Origin of the sequence: Sutcliffiella horikoshii, from assembly GCF_019931755.1 — a bacterium.
GTDB lineage: Bacteria > Bacillota > Bacilli > Bacillales > Bacillaceae_I > Sutcliffiella_A > Sutcliffiella_A horikoshii_E.
In genome coordinates this window covers 1,204,920-1,221,916 of sequence record NZ_CP082918.1, presented here as the reverse complement: position 1 = coordinate 1,221,916, position 16,997 = coordinate 1,204,920, and the positions used below count along the sequence as shown (strand labels likewise).

Below are 16,997 nucleotides of genomic sequence, written 5' to 3'. Positions count from 1 at the left end.
GCCTTCTTTTCTAGATTTACTGAGATACTTTCTTTAATTCTTCCAATACGACGGTAGCCATCGCATCAATAAATTCTGGTTGTGTATTCGGCATTTCCGGGCGGTAGTATTTTGCACCGATTTCATCTGTTACAATCTTACACTCGTAGTCATTGTCATATAAAACTTCCAAGTGATCAGATACAAAACCTACCGGAGTGTAAACGAAGGACGTATATCCTTTGTCTTTATGAAGGTCACGGGTGATATCTTGAACATCCGGCCCTAACCATGGGTCTGGTGTGTTCCCTTCACTTTGCCATGCAATTTCGTAGTTATTGATTCCTGCACCCTTTGCAATCAGGTCTGCAGTTTCTTGAAGTTGGTTTGGATATGGGTCTCCCATTTGAATGATCTTTTCTGGAAGACTGTGTGCTGAAACAATCAGTACTGCTTTTTCACGTTCACTTTCATCCATTGATCCAAACGTTTCTTGCACTCTATCTACCCAGTACTGGATAAATTTCGGCTCGTCATACCAGCTTTCAACAGAAACGATGGATGGGCCACCGATTTTTTCTGCTTCTTCTTGTGCTCGTCCGTTGTATGATTTAACGCTGAAAGTCGAGAAGTGAGGAGCAAGTACGATACTTACCGCTTCTTTAATTCCATCTGCTTTCATTTGCTGAACTGCATCTTCTACGAATGGTTCGATATGTTTTAAGCCATGGTACACTTTAAACTCGATGTCGTCTTGAATATTGTTCAGGTGATCGCCTAAGGCGTTTGCTTGTTGTTCTGTGATGCGTGCCAGTGGAGAGATTCCTCCAATTGCGTCATATCTGTCGCGCAGGTCCTGCAGCATTTCGTCAGATGGCTTTCTGCCGCGACGGATGTGTGTGTAGTATCTTTCTAGGTCTTCTTCTTTATATGGTGTACCGTATGCCATTACCAACAAGCCCATTGTTTTTTTGGACATATAGTTACCTCTTTTCTGGTCTATTTTCTTTTTATATTTCTATTTATTAGAAGAATAGTCATGTACGAATGTTGCTAAACGTTTTAGTGTGTCTGGGTTTACTTGCGGGAATACTCCGTGGCCAAGGTTGAAGATGTAGCCCGGTTGTTGCATTCCTTGGTCAAGTATTGCTTTTGCTTTCTCTTCGATAACTTCCCATGGTGCTAAAAGAATAGCAGGATCTAAGTTACCTTGAACAGGTTTTGTGATTCCACGTTCTCTTGCTTCTGAGATTGGCAAGCGCCAGTCAAGGCCGACAACGTCAAGCGGAAGGTCGTGCCATTCGTTTGCTAAGTGGCTTGCACCAACACCAAACATAATCAAAGGTACATTTTCTTCTTTTAAAGAAGAGAAGATGCGATTCATTACCGGTTTAATGAAATAACGGTAGTCTTCTACATTCAATGCTCCTACCCAGCTATCAAAAATTTGAATTGCTTTTGCACCGGCATGGATTTGAGAGCGCACATAAGTGATGGTCATATCAGCTAGTTTATCCATTAATGCAAACCAAGCTTTCGGTTCTGCATACATGAATGCTTTTGTTTTATTATAGTTTTTAGATGGGCCGCCTTCGATCATGTAGGAAGCAAGTGTAAAAGGTGCCCCTGCAAAACCGATTAACGGAACATTCAATTGTTCTTTTGTTAATAGTTTGATTGTATCCAGTACATATGGAACGTCCTGTTCAGGGTGAATTTCCCCTAGCTTTTCAACATCTTGCATAGAACGGATCGGGTTATCTATGACAGGTCCAATTCCGGATTTTATCTCCACATCTACACCAATTGCAGGAAGGGGACTCATGATGTCCTTATAAAGAATGGCTGCATCCACGTTATACTGATCAACAGGAAGCTTTGTCACATATGCACAGAGCTCAGGTTGATGGGTAATTTCAAATAGAGAATACTTTTCTTTAATTTTTCTGTATTCCGGTTGAGAACGTCCAGCCTGTCTCATATACCATAATGGGACATGTTCTGTCTTCTCTCCTCTACATGCTCGTAAAAATGTATCGTTAAATGTTGTTTGACTCAAAATGATGACCCCTTCCGAATGACTTTTTTCTACTTTTATTTCGTTACACTTCTGTCATGTTACACTATACCTATAAATGTAAGGAAAGTATAGAATGAGGGCTTATTGTTCATAAAATAGACGATTATTCCCCCACCTCCAAATGTGGTAGCAAGATCTCCACTGTCGATCCTATCTTCTCCTCACTCTGTATCGTTAACTGACCACCGTGGTTTTCAATAATCTTCATGGAAACCATGAGACCGAGACCTGTGCCCTGTTCTTTCGTTGTAAAGAAAGGTTGTCCCACCTTATTGATCACCTCTTCTGGAATTCCATACCCTTCGTCCTTTATCACAAGGTTCACACAACCGTCCACCACTTGAGTATGAATGGTTATCTTCCCGCCGTCTGGCATTGCTTCCATGCCATTTTTTATTAAGTTAATTAGCACTTGCTTGATTTGGTTTGGTTCACATTCCAACCATATGTAATCTTCAAAGTGAACAACCTCTATGACAACTTGATGGATAAAAGCTTCACTTTCAAGAAAGACACAGACCTCTTGTATGAGCTCTTTTAAATTCTGCCTTTTAATTTTGATAGCTTGTGGTTTTGCAAGCGCCATAAATTCATTTGTAATTTGATTGATTCGTTCTAATTCCTTATCCATGATGGTGAAGAATTCTTTCTCTCTACTTTCCTGTGAAAGAAGATGAACGAATCCTTTTAAGACGGTGACTGGATTTCTGATTTCATGGGCTACTCCCGCTGCAAGCTCTCCTATGACAGAAAGCTTTTCTGACTGCATGAGTGCCTCTTCCGTTCTCTTTTTGTCGGTAATATCCTTCATGAGAAACACAAGCGCTATGATGACTCCCTCGCTGTTCTTTACAGGAGTAACCGTGATGTTGAGGTCTACATGATTTCCTTCCTTTGTAGCCGTTAGTAATTCAAAGGAAAGTTGCTTTTGCTTTTTTAACTTACTGAGAAAAACCCGTAATGAATTTGCAGATGTGAAGGAAAGAAAGCTTGTTTCCATACCAAGGATGTCTTTTCCATCCACCTTAAACATTTTTTCAAAAGAAGCATTTACCTTTAATATTGTACCGTTAAGGTCATATACTCCAATCGAGTCCGTCGTATTATTGAAGTAAGCTTCTAGATATTCTTTCGTAGACAAAAGTTCTAGAGAGGTTTGCTTCTCTTTTTTCTCTGCCCTTTCTAAAAGGCTTCCTGTGAGCCTGCTTGAAAAGAGGAGGAAGATCGTGACGAAAATGGAAAACAGAATGAAATATAATACATCCACTTTTAAATGATTGGAAAATACAATTTTGCTATAGTCGATATAAAAAAATGACAGAGTAATACAGGTCAAGAAACTAGCAATTAATATGGGCAAAATACGATTATATAAAGAAGACATAATTAAAGGCATTGATAAAAAATAAAAATTGATCACGTCTTTATCGAGATAGGCAACCACCCAAAAGGGAATAAAAGATGTACATACAATGACATACATCCCTACCTTGGCAAGCTTAGGACGCAGAACAAAGAAAGCTACCAGGGCACATCCCAAGCCTGCAGTAAGCAAGATGGCTGGAAGTATCTCCGGGAAAATAAAAAGGTTTGTTAAAAGGTCTAGGATGAGCAGTGTAACAAAGACGACCAGCATCAGCTTGTTTTTCTGATGAATGATATGTGTCTGCTCAAGGTTTAACCTTCTTTCATTTATCCAGGCTTCTTTAATGTTTGTTGCATATCGTGCTAATGTTGCTCCTACTTGTACATTCATCTCCCGCTTCTCCTCAAACAGTACATTTCAATTATTTTCTATCTATATGTTTGTGTAATACACCGCTGTTGATTTCCGCAAAAGGCTTCGCTTTCCTAGGGGCGCTGCTGGAGCCTCCTCGGCTTCGCCTGTTGTGTCTCCACCTAGCGCTATCTCCCTCAGGAGTCTTCGCCTTTTGCTCCAATCAACAGCTATAAATATCCACCTTATCTAAAGGTCGGTTTTAGGGTTTTGGATGGGTTTCCTTCTTTTTTGGTTTGGGTGTTGTATGGAATGACGTAATATTCCGGCACGTTAAATATGTTGATATTCTTAACGGAGTATTGATGGTCTCCTGATACTTCTCCAATCAGGCTCTCTTTGTCACCGGAAACGGAATAGATCCTATAGACTATCCGGTCATCTTCCGCTTCACTCCATTCCAAGTCGACCGTAAACAAGCTCAAAGGATGAAATGTCATCGACCCCTTCAGTTGGATGCTTTCCGGCATAGTGATTGGGTTCTCCAAGTCCGTTACTCCGACAGGAACGGAAAACGCTCCATTATCAAGCCCGGCATCTCGTAATATATCTTTCAACAATCTTGTAGGATAAGCCCCTCCTGCTGTTAGATGCTGCTCTGGAGTGGTGGTATCATAGCCCATCCACACGGTTCCGATCACATCTTGAGTGTATCCGACAAACCAAGTATCCTTGATGGCATTATCTACCCCGGGATAGTTTGTAGTGCCAGTCTTGCCGGCAAGCTCCCCTTGAAGCTCTCCTGCTTGTGCCGAACCGTCCTGAACCACTCCTTCAAGCATACGTGTCATATTCCACGCTGTTTGAGGACTGAATACTTTCTTTTCGGCTTTCTTGGCCTTGGCGATAACTTCGCCTTTTCTTGTCCTGATTTCCTGAATAAAATAAGGTTCCACAATCTTCCCGTTATTGCCAAAGGATCGATAAGCTTTTGTTAGCTCTAAAGGGGTAACCCCTTCTTTCAACCCTCCAAGTGCAATAGCCAGCCCGTTATCAGGTATAGCAAGGTCTAATTTTTCCAGATAGCTTTTGCTTTTTTTGATTCCTAATTCATTTAATGCCCAAACAGCTGGAGCATTCAAAGAATCTTTAATAGCTTCATACATGGTAACTTCATTTTTATATTGATGATGGTAGTTTCTTGGTTTATAAACTTCCTGTCCATCTTTATAGGATAGCAACTCATCTTTCAGAAGGCTGTACGGCTCATATTTGCCTTCTTCTAATGCTGGAGCATAGACAGCCAGAGGTTTAAAGGTAGAACCAGGTTGTCTTCTAATATTGACCCGGTTGATCCCCTTGGTCACATAGTTTCGGCCCCCGATAACAGCCATTACGCCACCGTTATGCTGATCCATCATGACAAACGCACCTTCTACGTTTTCATTGGTGCCAGGGAAATATTGATTGTCCTGAAAACGTTGAAATGCAGCATCCTGAGCAGCAACATTCATCGGAACCAATATTTTATACCCACCTCTATGCAATTCCTCCGGAGTAAAGCCATATTTCTCCTCTGCTTCTTCCATCACCATATCGATATACGTTAAATAAGCCTGTTTTTCTGGCGATTCTACAATATCCAGGCCCAATGTTTTCCCCATTAACCCGACAGCTTCTTCCGCCTCTATATAGCCTTGGTCTTCCATAAGGTGCAAGACAAGATCTCTTCTTTTTTTCGCTTCCTCTGGATGGTTAATGGGAGAGTATCCGTTAGGTGCCTTTGGAAGAGCCGCCAACAAAGCCCCTTGCTCTACCGTCAAGTCTTCAACATTCTTATTAAAATAAAGCTGTGATGCCGCTTGGACGCCATATGCACCATGCCCAAAATATATTTGATTCAAATACATTTCCAAGATTTCATTCTTTGTGTACCTACGTTCAAGGTTTATGGCTATTACAGCTTCTTTCGTTTTTCGAAGCCAAGATTTTTCATTGGTCAAGAAAATGTTTTTAGCCAGCTGCTGAGTGAGGGTGCTTCCCCCCTCCACCTTGCTTCTTGCCAGAATATCACGGTAGACCGCTCTTCCAATGGCTCGAACATCAATACCTCTATGTTCATAAAAGCGGTTGTCCTCCACTGCCACAAATGCCTCTCTGACATGGGTTGGGATTTTGTTTATCTCTACAATTTCCCTGTTTTCAAAAAAAAGCGAGGCTATCTCATTTCCGTTTTCATCCACCATGGTTGTCGTAGAATCCATAATCAATTTCTTTTCATCAATGACATAGTCTCCTAATAAAATGATAAAGATATAACCTATTAGTCCTATAGAAGCAATACATGCTAAAATAAATGGAAAAAGGAAGTACTTTTTTGACAAGATTGCTTTGATGTTTGGTAGCTTCATTTGGGATAATTTATTTCTCTTAAATCTTTCCAAAGTGGTTTACCTCCTCCTATGTACCGGGAATAATCATCTAGTAAGGTGAAATTGAAAGGTTATCCACCCTATATTCTACCTTATTCTACATATTTTTTCTCGGGTTTCCCTTATTTTGTAATTATTATGTCGATATTAAACATAAAGGAGAGATAGAAGATGAATTTTTATATGACATTCGGTACCACCGATTATTTAACCGATCTAAGAAACAATTTGGAAAATGGAGAAAGTCTGTTGATGTTTGGGGAGGATAATGCGGTTCTTATGCACGAAACGCTTGAGCAGTCCAGCTTCAAATCAGGGAAGAATTTTGAAGTACTTGATTCCAATGGGGATCTGTCACAAGGGAAGTTTGCCGTTTTGAATAACATTCCAGTAACAGATGAAGGTCGTCCTGTTTTTGAATATCGTTTCAGCCAAAGAGCAGGATTGATTGAAAAGGAACCTGGATTTGCAGCAATCCGCGTACTTAGGCCAGTAGATTCTGATACTTATGTTATTTTAACGTTATGGGAAGACGTGAAATACTTCAAGCAATGGCAAGAATCCAAAGCTTACGATAAAGCACATGAAAAGCGCGGCACTTCAGAAGGCGTCGATCAGAAACAACAGATTTTCCCCCGCCCTTCCTATGTAACAACTTACTATGCAGAGAAAACGGAACAGGACTAAGCTAAAACTATAGCACAACAAAACCCGCCCTTCACGAAGAGCGGGTTTTCGTTTGCTTCATTTTTTCTCACGGAGCACTCCATGTCTATTTGCATAGATTGCCGCTTGCGTTCTGTCAGCAACCTGCAGCTTACTTAATATATTGCTAACATGTGTTTTCACCGTCTTGATTCCAATAAATAGTTCCTCACTGATTTCCTGATTTGTCAAACCGTCCCCAAGGCACATAAGAACTTCTAGTTCCCGGTCTGTTAAATCATCATGTGGCAATTTGGATGGCGACCGGAATCTATTCATCATCTTACTTGCAACCTTTGGTTCAATGACAGGCTCATTTTGTACAGCTTTCTCAATCGCTTTAATAATATCTTCCGCCCTTGCCGTCTTCAACAGATAACTATACGCTCCAGCTTCAATGGCTGGAAAGACTTGTTCATCATCAAAGTAGCTAGTGATAATAATGATTTTACAGGAAGGATGAAATTTGATGATTTCCCTGGTAGCTTCAATCCCTGTACCATTTTCCATCAATAAGTCCATCAAGATAACATCAGGCTTTTCTTTTCTAGCAAGTTCGATGGCTGCCTGTCCGCTAGAACCCTCCCCGACGATTTCTATCCCGGGTTCCGTTATTAAGTAGGCCAATAATCCTTTTCGCACCATATCATGATCATCGACTACCCCTACTCTAATTCTATCCATCTAGTTTTCCCCCTCTCGTATCGGGATATTGATTTCAATATGTGTTCCTTCCCCTTCTTTAGATCGGATATGGAACTGTCCCCCTATTTCTTCACAACGCTCCCGCATCGTATGAAGACCAAAGGAAGCTTGTTTTTGGTGATTTATTTCAAATCCTTTACCGTTGTCACTAATAAATATGTATACATACTGATTTCCCTTTTGATGCATGTCCAACTTAACGATTGTGGCATCAGCATGTCTCAAAATATTGGATATCGCCTCTTGGATAATTCGGAAAAGATGATCTTCTGTCGCACTAGAAAGAACTGTAATTTCTTGAATATCTTTTTGAAACGTAATGGGAGTTCGATCTTCTAACTCTTCCAATAATTTGTTAATCCCCACGCACAGCGTATCATTTGTCAAAGAGACCGGCCTTAAATGAAGAAGCAAGGCTCTCATTTCTCCTTGAGCTTGGGCAGCGATGGTTGCGATATCTGTTAATTGCTTTTTGGCCTCTTGCGGATAGGAGTCAAACATTCGAATAGAAGCCGAAGACATAATGCTTAAAGCGAACAGCTGCTGACTTACCGAGTCGTGAAGCTCCCTTGCCAGACGTTGCCTCTCTTCAATTGTTGCGGCATTATGGGCTTTGATTGCCAATTCATTCTTTTCTTCAGCCAGCTTTTGCAGTGATCTCACTTGGTTTTGAATTTTAATGGCAAGCTGATTGATATCCTCTGCTAATCTACCCAATTCATCTTTTTGACCAACTGCTATTCTTTCAGAAAATTTCCCTCTACCCAACGTCGCAATGTATGTGGAAATATCCTCCACTCTTTTTTTCATATATCCGCTTTGCTTATAGCCAAAATATAAACTTGTGATGGCTAAAATTACGAACGCCACAACCGTCAACAACATACTCCATTGAACATTGACGATTAAGCCATCCGGGTAGAAAAGCAGAACAACCTGGAGAAACAGGAAAAAAAGGAACGCAGATACAACCGATACAACCATAAAAGAACGGATATACCAAAATCGTAAACTCTCAATTTTTCTCCCCTTATTAGACCCGATCAATTCTAACATCCCCTATTTTCATATCCAGCACAATATTGAGCTTTCTAGAAGCTTCATTGTAATTTTCGGATTCATAGTAAAGTTTGTTCCCTTTTCCTTCTGAGGTGTTTCCCAATATATTCAAGTGCCCGATCTTTACTTTAGCGGACACTTTAATTGGCAGATCTTCCGGAACAAGCATTTTTAAATCCGCGACAACTCCCTTGATTTGGATACATGTTTCTTTGTCTGGTATATAAGCCTTACTAAAGTCAAAATAATAATCGCCTACTACATTCCAAACAGACAATGGCTCTACTGCCCAATTTTGCTTATTCATTTTCATATCGCCGATTGTTATTACACGTTTTGTACTATTTCCTTTCCAATTACCATCTTCATCGGACTCGTCATAGGTGTCGAATACATCATTAAACTCCTCATTTTCCTTTGTAAACCGAATTTTGACCGGACGCTTATTTACGAACAATTTCATACCAAAATAAACAATTAAAAGCGGCCACAATTTCCAGAACATATGAAACTGAAAATCGATATAGCCGACACGGTCAACTAACAACAACCCTCCAAAAGCTAATAGAAATAAACTTATGAAAAGCGCTCGTTTATGAAAAAATAAAGTATCTACTAATAATTTCAACCCGAAAAGTACAATTAGCACTGGATAATAGGTGACAAAATACTCTTTTATTTCCAAGGAAATGACACCAATATTGACAAGCAACAACATTATTCCTATAAAAACAAAGACAATTGCCATGATTTTTTGATTAAATGTTTTCATCTGATTTCCGAAAGCCCCCCTTCTTGTATATTTGACACAGTTTAGATTAAACCCTCTAATATATTTCTATTTTACGTTTTCACTTATTGAAAATCCCCTATCCACAGCCAGTTTCTTTGTCCGTCTGAAGACTGAAATGAAGATAAAAAAGCAATGAGCCACAGCTACATTGCTTTCTTCCTTTGACGTAACGATTGAATCCATTCATATAATAATACTCCTAAAATCAAACATATGTAGCCTGCTGCATATCCTGCAAAAACATCAGAAGGATAATGGTAATTTAAAAACACTCGGCTTGTACCGAGAAGCGCGATAAAGATTACCCCAAATATCGCAATAAAGAAACGCATTCCACTTTGTTTTGTATATGCTAATGCAAAATATAATAATAAGCCATAGAAAAACAACCCAACCATCGCATGTCCACTTGGAAAACTGAGACTTTCCGCTCCTGGACCTGTCATCGGTCTTTCGCGCCCTGTGAAGCCTTTCAGCCATTTGTTAAGTTCATTGACGATTATCACGCCTCCAACGATTACTCCCATCGCTGCGTAATCCCTTTGTTTCCACCAAATCAGCATGATGGATAGTAACATGATGATAATGACTCCGGTTTTATCCCCAAGCATCGTAAACAAGTGAAAAAAACTAATCAGTGCCTCTGCTTCCCATCCATTTACCATGCTGCGAATGGATTCATCAAAACCAATTGCATGTTCATTCATTATTTGTTGAAAGGACCATATAAAAAAGGCACCACATAATATAAATAGGATCAACCTTCTCCATTTACTACTTTGTTTTTCTTTGACCAGCTTCTTTCCTAATTCTGCTTCCATATTTCACGTCTCCTCTTATAACAACTTCCAATTACTATTTTACTAAATTTATGAAAGTTATGACTATTAATTTTTCGAATAGTCATATAGAATACTATATTAAATAAAAGCATTGATAATTAATTTCAGAAATGGGGAGAGGCACTTGTTAGATAAGCTGAATGAACTTCTAGAAAGTCGTTACGATGAAATGGTTGAGATTAGACGCTATTTGCACCAATTCCCTGAATTATCTTTTAAAGAATTCCATACGGCCGCTTACATAGCCGAATTTTATGAAAATCTAGGAATCGCTCACCAAACAAACGTTGGCGGAAATGGCATTGTTGCCAAAATTGCCGGAGCGAAACCAGGAAAAACAGTTGCCCTGCGTGCCGATTTCGACGCACTTCCAATTCAGGATGAAAAAGAAGTGGCATATAAATCAAAAGTTCCGGGAGTTATGCATGCTTGTGGACATGACGGTCACACCGCAACATTACTAGTACTCGCAAAATGTTTAAACGAACTAAAAGAGGACCTTGAAGGAAATGTTGTCCTGATTCATCAACATGCAGAGGAATATGCACCAGGTGGAGCAGTCGCCATGATCAACGACGGTTGCTTAGAAGGAGTCGATGTCATATTCGGCACCCACTTATGGGCTGGTACGGAAGTTGGTAAAATTCAATACCGGGTAGGCCCTGTGATGGCTGCAGCCGACCGCTTCTCGATCAAAGTCCAAGGATCCGGCGGCCACGGTGCACAACCGCACAAAACAAAAGATGCCGTGGTCACCGCTTCTCAATTGGTCCTCAATCTTCAACAGATAGTAAGCAGACGTGTAAACCCTGTTGACCCTGCAGTGATCTCGGTCGGAACGTTTGTTGCAGAAAATGCTTTCAATATCATTGCCGATTCCGCTTATTTAGAAGGAACTGTGCGAACATTCAATGATGATGTACGCGATATGATTGAAGCCGAAATAGACGTTGTCGCATCTTCTACATGTGCACTGAACGGATCTACCTACGAATATAATTTCCACAGAGGGTACCCTGCCGTTGTCAACCATAAAGACGAGACAGAATATCTTGTTAACGTCGCTTCTGGTGTAAAAGAGGTGGAAACGTTGGAAGAAACACCACCACATATGGGCGGAGAAGACTATTCGTATTATCTAAGACATGTGAAGGGGACTTTCTTCTTTACAGGCGCAAAACCAGAAGGCTTGGAAGTGGCATATCCTCACCACCATCCTAAATTTGATATTAACGAAAAGTCACTACTCATTGCCGCTAAAACACTCGGTGCTGCCACTGTACTGTATCATCAACATGAGAAAGAAAAGCTCGTCCCTACTCATCAATAAGTGGTTGAGAAACCCTAAAAACCGTCAGGCTCAAGTTAGAGCCTGACGGTTTTCATATGTTGATGCCTTTTTCTTTAAACATTCTTAACCGATAGCAGTTTTTCGCAGTCGTCCCCAACTGATCCAGAAAGTTGTAGTTTGCATATGCCCCAACTACCGCTCCAAACCCAGGAATCATTTGCAGCATTTTGATTAAATCGATGTGGTCTCTGTATTCTTGTTGAAATGCCTTCCAATCAAGTTCCTTCGCTTCCTCTTTGTGCTCTTCCCAATTTTCTATATACCTCAACACTTCTTTTCGCCTCGAATCACTTGAGAAGGCCAACTGAAAAATGTATAAAACAAAAACTCTCTCTTCATAATTCTTCGTATTAAAACCGTAGATGGCAGCCACTTCAAAAAGAAATTTCATTTTAATCGACAAGAGCAAAGGAAAATCCGCAAGACCAAGGAGGATTCCTCCAGCACCTGTCCCAGCCCCCTCCACTGCGGCTGTCTTTTTATATACATTTAGTTTCTCTTCTATCCATTTTTCCTTTTCTTCTAATGTCATGACAACATGTCCTTCGTTCATCTTTGTTGTCATATTACTCCCAACAAGTGTCCCTTGAACCATCTTTTTAATGCTCTCTGTAATGATGGTATGGACTTTCTCTGGTATGACGGCATTCACCTTATTTTGGGCACCCTTAGAAAATCGCTGAAACATTGTGGATTTCTTCGCAACCTGCATCTTCCACCTTCTAGTTTCATCCATTACCTTTTCTTCATACAAAGGAAACACTCCTCACCTTTATCTATCCTTAACTTCATATACGGGATATATGTTAAATATGTTTCACAAAATAAGAAAAAACGGGCGAAACGATTTCAGTTACTGTGTTACCGTCGCTGTTCCTTTCCGCAAATGGCTTCGCTTTCCGCGGGACGGTGCTTGAGCCTCCTCACTTCGTTGCGGGGTCTCAACCTACCGTTACTCCCCCGCTGGAGTCTCCGCCATTTGCTCCAATCCACAGCTGGAAAATACATGACTAAAGTTGTTGCGTTAAACCGAAAACTAAAGCTTAAGACTCCTAAATCCTATAACCCATTAGGTGAAAAGTAGTCCCATGTTGATTGGAGTGGAAGGCGCGCAGACGCCCGCGGGAGGAAGGGACAGGTGAGACCCCGGAAGGCGAAGCCTGAGGAGGCTCACGGACCGCCCGCAGGCAAGCGAAGCACCTGAAACGGAAATCCAACCGATTATATACTTTCTTATCTAAAAAACACCCAAGCAGCCTTGAGTGTTTTCTAGAGATTATAGCGAAGCAATTTTGCGTTTTACCACACCTTGTACATATAAGAAGGCAAAAATGATCCCGCCAACCAACACAACCACTACTTCCATCCAAGTCGCTACAAAAACTAATAAAGCAGCAAGGACAATGGTTTGTGAAATTAGGATAACCGTAATCATTTTCGTAAAAGCAAGGATACGGTGCTTTTCTTGAACAGGATATATCGACAACCAGAGTTTATTGTAGTGGTGCCGCCACATCGGGATAAGCTGAAACCCTGTCAAATACAGCACCAATACAGGCACTAGATATGTCGCATACCCGACTGGAAGTGTTACAAGCAAAACCGCTCCAATAATCAATAACCGCAGATAAAGCCCAAAATAATCGCCCGAACGCAAAAATGTGCGCAGGTATAGATAATCAAACGCTTTGTCTTTCGCATAAGGAGTCCAGGAAAGGAAAACATCCAACCATTTTCTTCTTGTTACTTTTTCTTTAAGTCCTGGTACATCAACGAAAAGATTGGCTACCCGGTAAAATAACTGCATCCGTTTGGTTTCGTTTTCTATTAATAAGTCCCATTTCCAGTTCATTTTCTTGGTCGCATTTTGGAAATAGGCAAGCAAAAGCAGCATAATAACTACAACTACACCGATAAACAGCAGACTCGCTTCGGAAAACACGAGATAAAGCAGGCCGAAATTCAATGCAAGCCTGACCCACCCATCCACAAGCCTTACCTTTTTATCCGTATAAAAATTGATGAGCCATGTCATCCATAGGTTCCAGGATTTCATTCCCAGCAATAAGAGAAGGACGGATATCAACGTTTGGAGCGTTGCATCTGTCAAGGTAAAGAAAAGTGGCACGGAAACGCCAAATACGAGTAAAAGAAAATAACTCTCCAATACGATGGAATAAAGGAATGATTTTTTAATATATGGTTTTAACTTCTCTTCAAGTGGAAGCAGAAAGACAAGGTCCGGGTCCTTAAGAAAAGTATGTATGCTTCCTCTTGTCATTAGAAGGGCTAAAATTATTCCCATTAGCAACGCATACGGAAAATCTGGCGGTACCACCTCTAACCAGTTTTGATAAGCTAGAGCAAGGCCGCTTAACAAAAAGATCATCACGATCACAAGATGGTCATTAAACATATAGCGTAAATATCTTCTCGTATCCTTTAAATATTGACTGAATCTGGCTTGCCAGAGCTGATCGACATTAAACATTGCTCTCTTCCTTTGTCAGTTGAATATAGAGGTCATCAAGCGAAGCCATCGGCATCTTGAACTGCATCCTAAGTTCTTCCAACGTTCCTTTTGCCCGCACTTCCCCTTCATGCAAGATAACGAATGAATCGCAGTATCTTTCCGCTGTCGCAAGGATATGCGTGGACATAAGGATGCCTGCTCCACTCTTTTTCACTTTATCCATCATTTCAAGCAAAGAATGAATGGCAAGCGGATCTAAACCGACAAAAGGTTCATCGACGATATAGAGCTTCGGTTCGATCAGAAAAGCAGCTAAGATCATGACCTTCTGTTTCATACCTTTTGAAAAATGGGCAGGAAACCATTTAAGACGCTTTTCCATACGGAACTCTTTTAGTAGCGGGTGCAATCGTTCTTCAAAAGTTTCTTTTGATAACCCATACGCCATCGCAGTTAGTTCTAGGTGTTCATACAACGTCAATTCATCATATAGAATCGGTGTTTCAGGAATAAATGTAAAAGTCGAACGATACTTTGTCGTATCCTCTTGAATGGAAATTCCATTAATCTTGATGGATCCTTTCTTCGGCTCCATCGTTCCGATTACATGTTTGATTGTCGTACTTTTACCGGCACCATTAAGGCCAATCAACCCCACCAACTCGCCAGCCTTGACACCAAATGAGACATCCTTCAACACAGCCTGATTCGTATAACCGCCAGTCAATCCACTAATCTCCAATAAACTCACATCAACCTACCCTTTCTGCCTGAAATAAAACTTTATTATTATTAAATTTTACCATAACATAATTTAAACGAAAGTGCGCATCATAAGTAAGGAAGGGGACAGAGGGGCACTTAGACAAGCCTTTGGTTTACTTCTTTGTAGATGAGGTGACTGTCAAAGACAGTGTTGCTTTGTTCTAGATTAGGTTAAACTTTTTCTCTCGTCGTTGTGGGACTTAACCGACTGCAACCACACGATCATCTGTAACGCAACTCCGATTGATAAAGAAATGAGGTGCTTACGGGCGACACTTTACTCTAAAGTCGTAACCTGTGATTGATTCATTCTGAAAATGAGGTGTTCGTTAAAGAGACTTTACGTCGATAGCCGCGTTACTAAAGTTGTAAAACTCAGTAACAAGGGGATGGTTGTTTTGAACAGGAAAGCTGACAATTAGACACATTTTATAAATCAGATGAGGTGTTTATCAAACACAGTTATTTGAACGCTAAAATGATGTTTGTAGGCTTCTCCTTATTCAGATAGAGAAGCTTGTTGCCTCTCGTCCCTTTCTTCACAAGCAGGAGCTTTTGCTCTTGCTTGTTTATTTTGCCTGCTCATCCTATTAGGATACTTGTCCAAAACATGGTAAAATAGATGAAACTAAAGTTCAGAGGTGAAACAGATGAGTGATTGCATTTTCTGCAAAATTATTGATGGGGACATCCCTGCTGCCAAGGTTTACGAAGACGAACATGTTCTGGCTTTTCTTGACATCAGCCAGGTGACAAAAGGACATACATTAGTTATTCCGAAAGTACATAAAGAAAACATTTACGAGCTTACACCTGAGATCGCGGAGAATCTCTTTAAAGTGGTTCCTAAAATCGCTAACTCCATAAAAGAGCAATTTGAACCGATTGGGCTTAACCTTTTAAATAATAATGGAGAAGCTGCCGGTCAATCGGTTTTTCATTATCACCTTCACATCCTCCCTCGCTACGGCAAAGGTGACGGGTTTGGTGCAGTATGGAAATCGAACCAGAGCGATTACACAACACAAGATCTGCAAGAAATCGCAACTAAAATTAATCACGGTATCAAGTAATACTCAAATGACGTGGCTTCCTTTTAAGGGTCCACGTCATTTTATTTCATGTTTAAAACGATCGTTGCATCTCACCAATGGACAGGATGGTTTCCGCAGCTTTCCAATCAGGATGATCAAAAGCATAGGTGCATTCGTCCTTTAAAAAGCCTTCTACAAAATCGCGATAACTTCTGTCCCATCTTAGCAAGTGAATAAACTCTTCACGGGTTCCTTTATGATCAACTGCCAGCTTTAACTCGTTTAGCATCTCGCTTTGCCATACGGACTGAAGTGGACTGTGACCTGAAATGTCCTTGAATCTTCGCATCTCACCGTTCCATAACAGGGCCCGCGGCTCATAGTAGGCATAAACATTCTCAAAGACTTCACCAGTGTCCAAACGTACTTTTTTACCCTCATGAACTCTAAGCTCATATCCTTTTTCAGTCGAATTGATCAATTCCAACTGTTTTTTATCCATAAACGTCAACCACACCTCACATACAGCCCCCTTAACTGGTGCAATGACTGCAGGCAGTGAACCATATGGTGCCAAAAATGGCGCGTAAACAATATCGGAATCCGTCACATTACCTTTCAAGCAAAGCATAAAATCATCTTCTTCCGGCCGCAAACGGAATTTGTATTGTAGCTGTGCTAAACAAACATTCGAACCATAAGCGACGACTGGTACCTTTGAATGGAACCTTCCTTCCTTAAAAAACTCCTCCACTTTTTTCACCTGCGTACTTTGAAACGCCAGACTGCCAAGCATATGGTCAACATTAGTAAAGTGAATGGATTGCTGCTCAACCGGCATCCCTTTTTCCGCCTCGATTCGATGAGCCCTCCCTTTCCAAAATAAAAAAGATGACGCAGGTCTCGGGCCGGGATAAATATCCGGATGATCATATGGACTAACATCAAAAGGCTTATTTTCTTGATACATATTACATTACTCCTAACTTTTTTTCGAAATCTTTCATGTATTCTAACACAATCCGTGATAGGATATATATTAATATTTTCAGATTACTTTAG

At 40.6% G+C, this 16,997-nt stretch carries 15 protein-coding genes; 3 read left to right on the top strand and 12 right to left on the bottom strand.

Annotation, left to right across the window (positions count from 1 at the left end; translation table 11 throughout):
- Positions 1 to 16: 16 nt before the first annotated feature.
- The 4 genes from hemH to K7887_RS06300 form a co-directional block, all read right to left on the bottom strand.
- Positions 17 to 958, bottom strand: coding sequence for a ferrochelatase (gene hemH, locus K7887_RS06315; protein WP_223492694.1), 942 nt, complete (start codon positions 956 to 958; stop codon positions 17 to 19).
- A 39-nt stretch (positions 959 to 997) separates the two neighbouring features.
- Positions 998 to 2,038, bottom strand: coding sequence for a uroporphyrinogen decarboxylase (hemE, locus tag K7887_RS06310; protein WP_223492693.1), 1,041 nt, complete (start codon positions 2,036 to 2,038; stop codon positions 998 to 1,000).
- A 124-nt stretch (positions 2,039 to 2,162) separates the two neighbouring features.
- Positions 2,163 to 3,815, bottom strand: a complete 1,653-nt coding sequence (locus K7887_RS06305) for an ATP-binding protein (protein ID WP_223492692.1) — start codon at positions 3,813 to 3,815, stop codon at positions 2,163 to 2,165.
- Positions 3,816 to 4,021: 206 nt separating this feature from the next.
- Complete coding sequence (locus K7887_RS06300) at positions 4,022 to 6,172, bottom strand: transglycosylase domain-containing protein (protein WP_399209672.1); 2,151 nt, start codon at positions 6,170 to 6,172, stop codon at positions 4,022 to 4,024.
- 207 nt (positions 6,173 to 6,379) lie between these two features.
- Here K7887_RS06300 and K7887_RS06295 point away from each other — a divergent pair, with 207 nt between their 5' ends.
- Complete coding sequence (locus tag K7887_RS06295) at positions 6,380 to 6,895, top strand: antibiotic biosynthesis monooxygenase family protein (RefSeq protein WP_223492690.1); 516 nt, start codon at positions 6,380 to 6,382, stop codon at positions 6,893 to 6,895.
- 57 nt (positions 6,896 to 6,952) lie between these two features.
- On the opposite strand, the gene K7887_RS06290 is transcribed toward K7887_RS06295, so the two are convergent.
- The 4 genes from K7887_RS06290 to K7887_RS06275 form a co-directional block, all read right to left on the bottom strand.
- The gene (locus tag K7887_RS06290; RefSeq protein WP_223492689.1) at positions 6,953 to 7,597 is read right to left on the bottom strand and encodes a response regulator transcription factor; all 645 of its coding nucleotides are present in this window, start codon (positions 7,595 to 7,597) and stop codon (positions 6,953 to 6,955) included.
- A complete protein-coding gene (locus tag K7887_RS06285; protein ID WP_223492688.1) occupies positions 7,598 to 8,674 on the bottom strand; it encodes a sensor histidine kinase in 1,077 nt (358 codons plus the stop codon).
- Positions 8,652 to 9,449 carry a cell wall-active antibiotics response protein LiaF gene (gene liaF, locus K7887_RS06280; RefSeq protein WP_223492687.1) on the bottom strand — a complete coding sequence of 266 codons (798 nt, stop codon included), beginning with the start codon at positions 9,447 to 9,449 and terminating at the stop codon, positions 8,652 to 8,654. The genes K7887_RS06285 and liaF overlap by 23 nt, the downstream gene beginning before the upstream one ends.
- 164 nt (positions 9,450 to 9,613) lie before the next feature.
- Positions 9,614 to 10,291: a phosphatase PAP2 family protein gene (locus tag K7887_RS06275; protein ID WP_223492686.1), complete on the bottom strand. Its 678-nt coding sequence runs from the start codon at positions 10,289 to 10,291 to the stop codon at positions 9,614 to 9,616.
- Positions 10,292 to 10,436: 145 nt separating this feature from the next.
- Between K7887_RS06275 and K7887_RS06270 the strand changes: the two genes are divergently transcribed.
- Positions 10,437 to 11,642, top strand: coding sequence for a M20 family metallopeptidase (locus K7887_RS06270; RefSeq protein WP_317849239.1), 1,206 nt, complete (start codon positions 10,437 to 10,439; stop codon positions 11,640 to 11,642).
- Positions 11,643 to 11,694: 52 nt separating this feature from the next.
- Here K7887_RS06270 and K7887_RS06265 read toward each other — a convergent pair whose 3' ends face one another.
- From K7887_RS06265 to K7887_RS06255, 3 genes are all read right to left on the bottom strand, one after another.
- Positions 11,695 to 12,417 (bottom strand): EcsC family protein, encoded by a 723-nt coding sequence (locus K7887_RS06265; protein WP_399209323.1) that lies wholly within the window; start codon positions 12,415 to 12,417, stop codon positions 11,695 to 11,697.
- A 522-nt stretch (positions 12,418 to 12,939) separates the two neighbouring features.
- On the bottom strand, positions 12,940 to 14,154 hold the full coding sequence (locus K7887_RS06260; protein WP_223492685.1) for an ABC transporter permease: 1,215 nt from the start codon (positions 14,152 to 14,154) through the stop codon (positions 12,940 to 12,942).
- A complete protein-coding gene (locus K7887_RS06255; RefSeq protein WP_223492684.1) occupies positions 14,147 to 14,887 on the bottom strand; it encodes an ABC transporter ATP-binding protein in 741 nt (246 codons plus the stop codon). Before K7887_RS06255 ends, K7887_RS06260 begins: the two co-directional genes overlap by 8 nt.
- Positions 14,888 to 15,551: 664 nt before the next feature.
- On the opposite strand from K7887_RS06255, the gene K7887_RS06250 reads away from it, so the two are divergent.
- Positions 15,552 to 15,974, top strand: a complete 423-nt coding sequence (locus tag K7887_RS06250; RefSeq protein WP_223492683.1) for an HIT family protein — start codon at positions 15,552 to 15,554, stop codon at positions 15,972 to 15,974.
- A gap of 52 nt (positions 15,975 to 16,026) precedes the next feature.
- Here the strand turns inward: K7887_RS06250 and K7887_RS06245 are convergent, their stop codons facing one another.
- On the bottom strand, positions 16,027 to 16,905 hold the full coding sequence (locus K7887_RS06245) for a hypothetical protein (protein WP_223492682.1): 879 nt from the start codon (positions 16,903 to 16,905) through the stop codon (positions 16,027 to 16,029).
- Positions 16,906 to 16,997 lie beyond the last annotated feature (92 nt).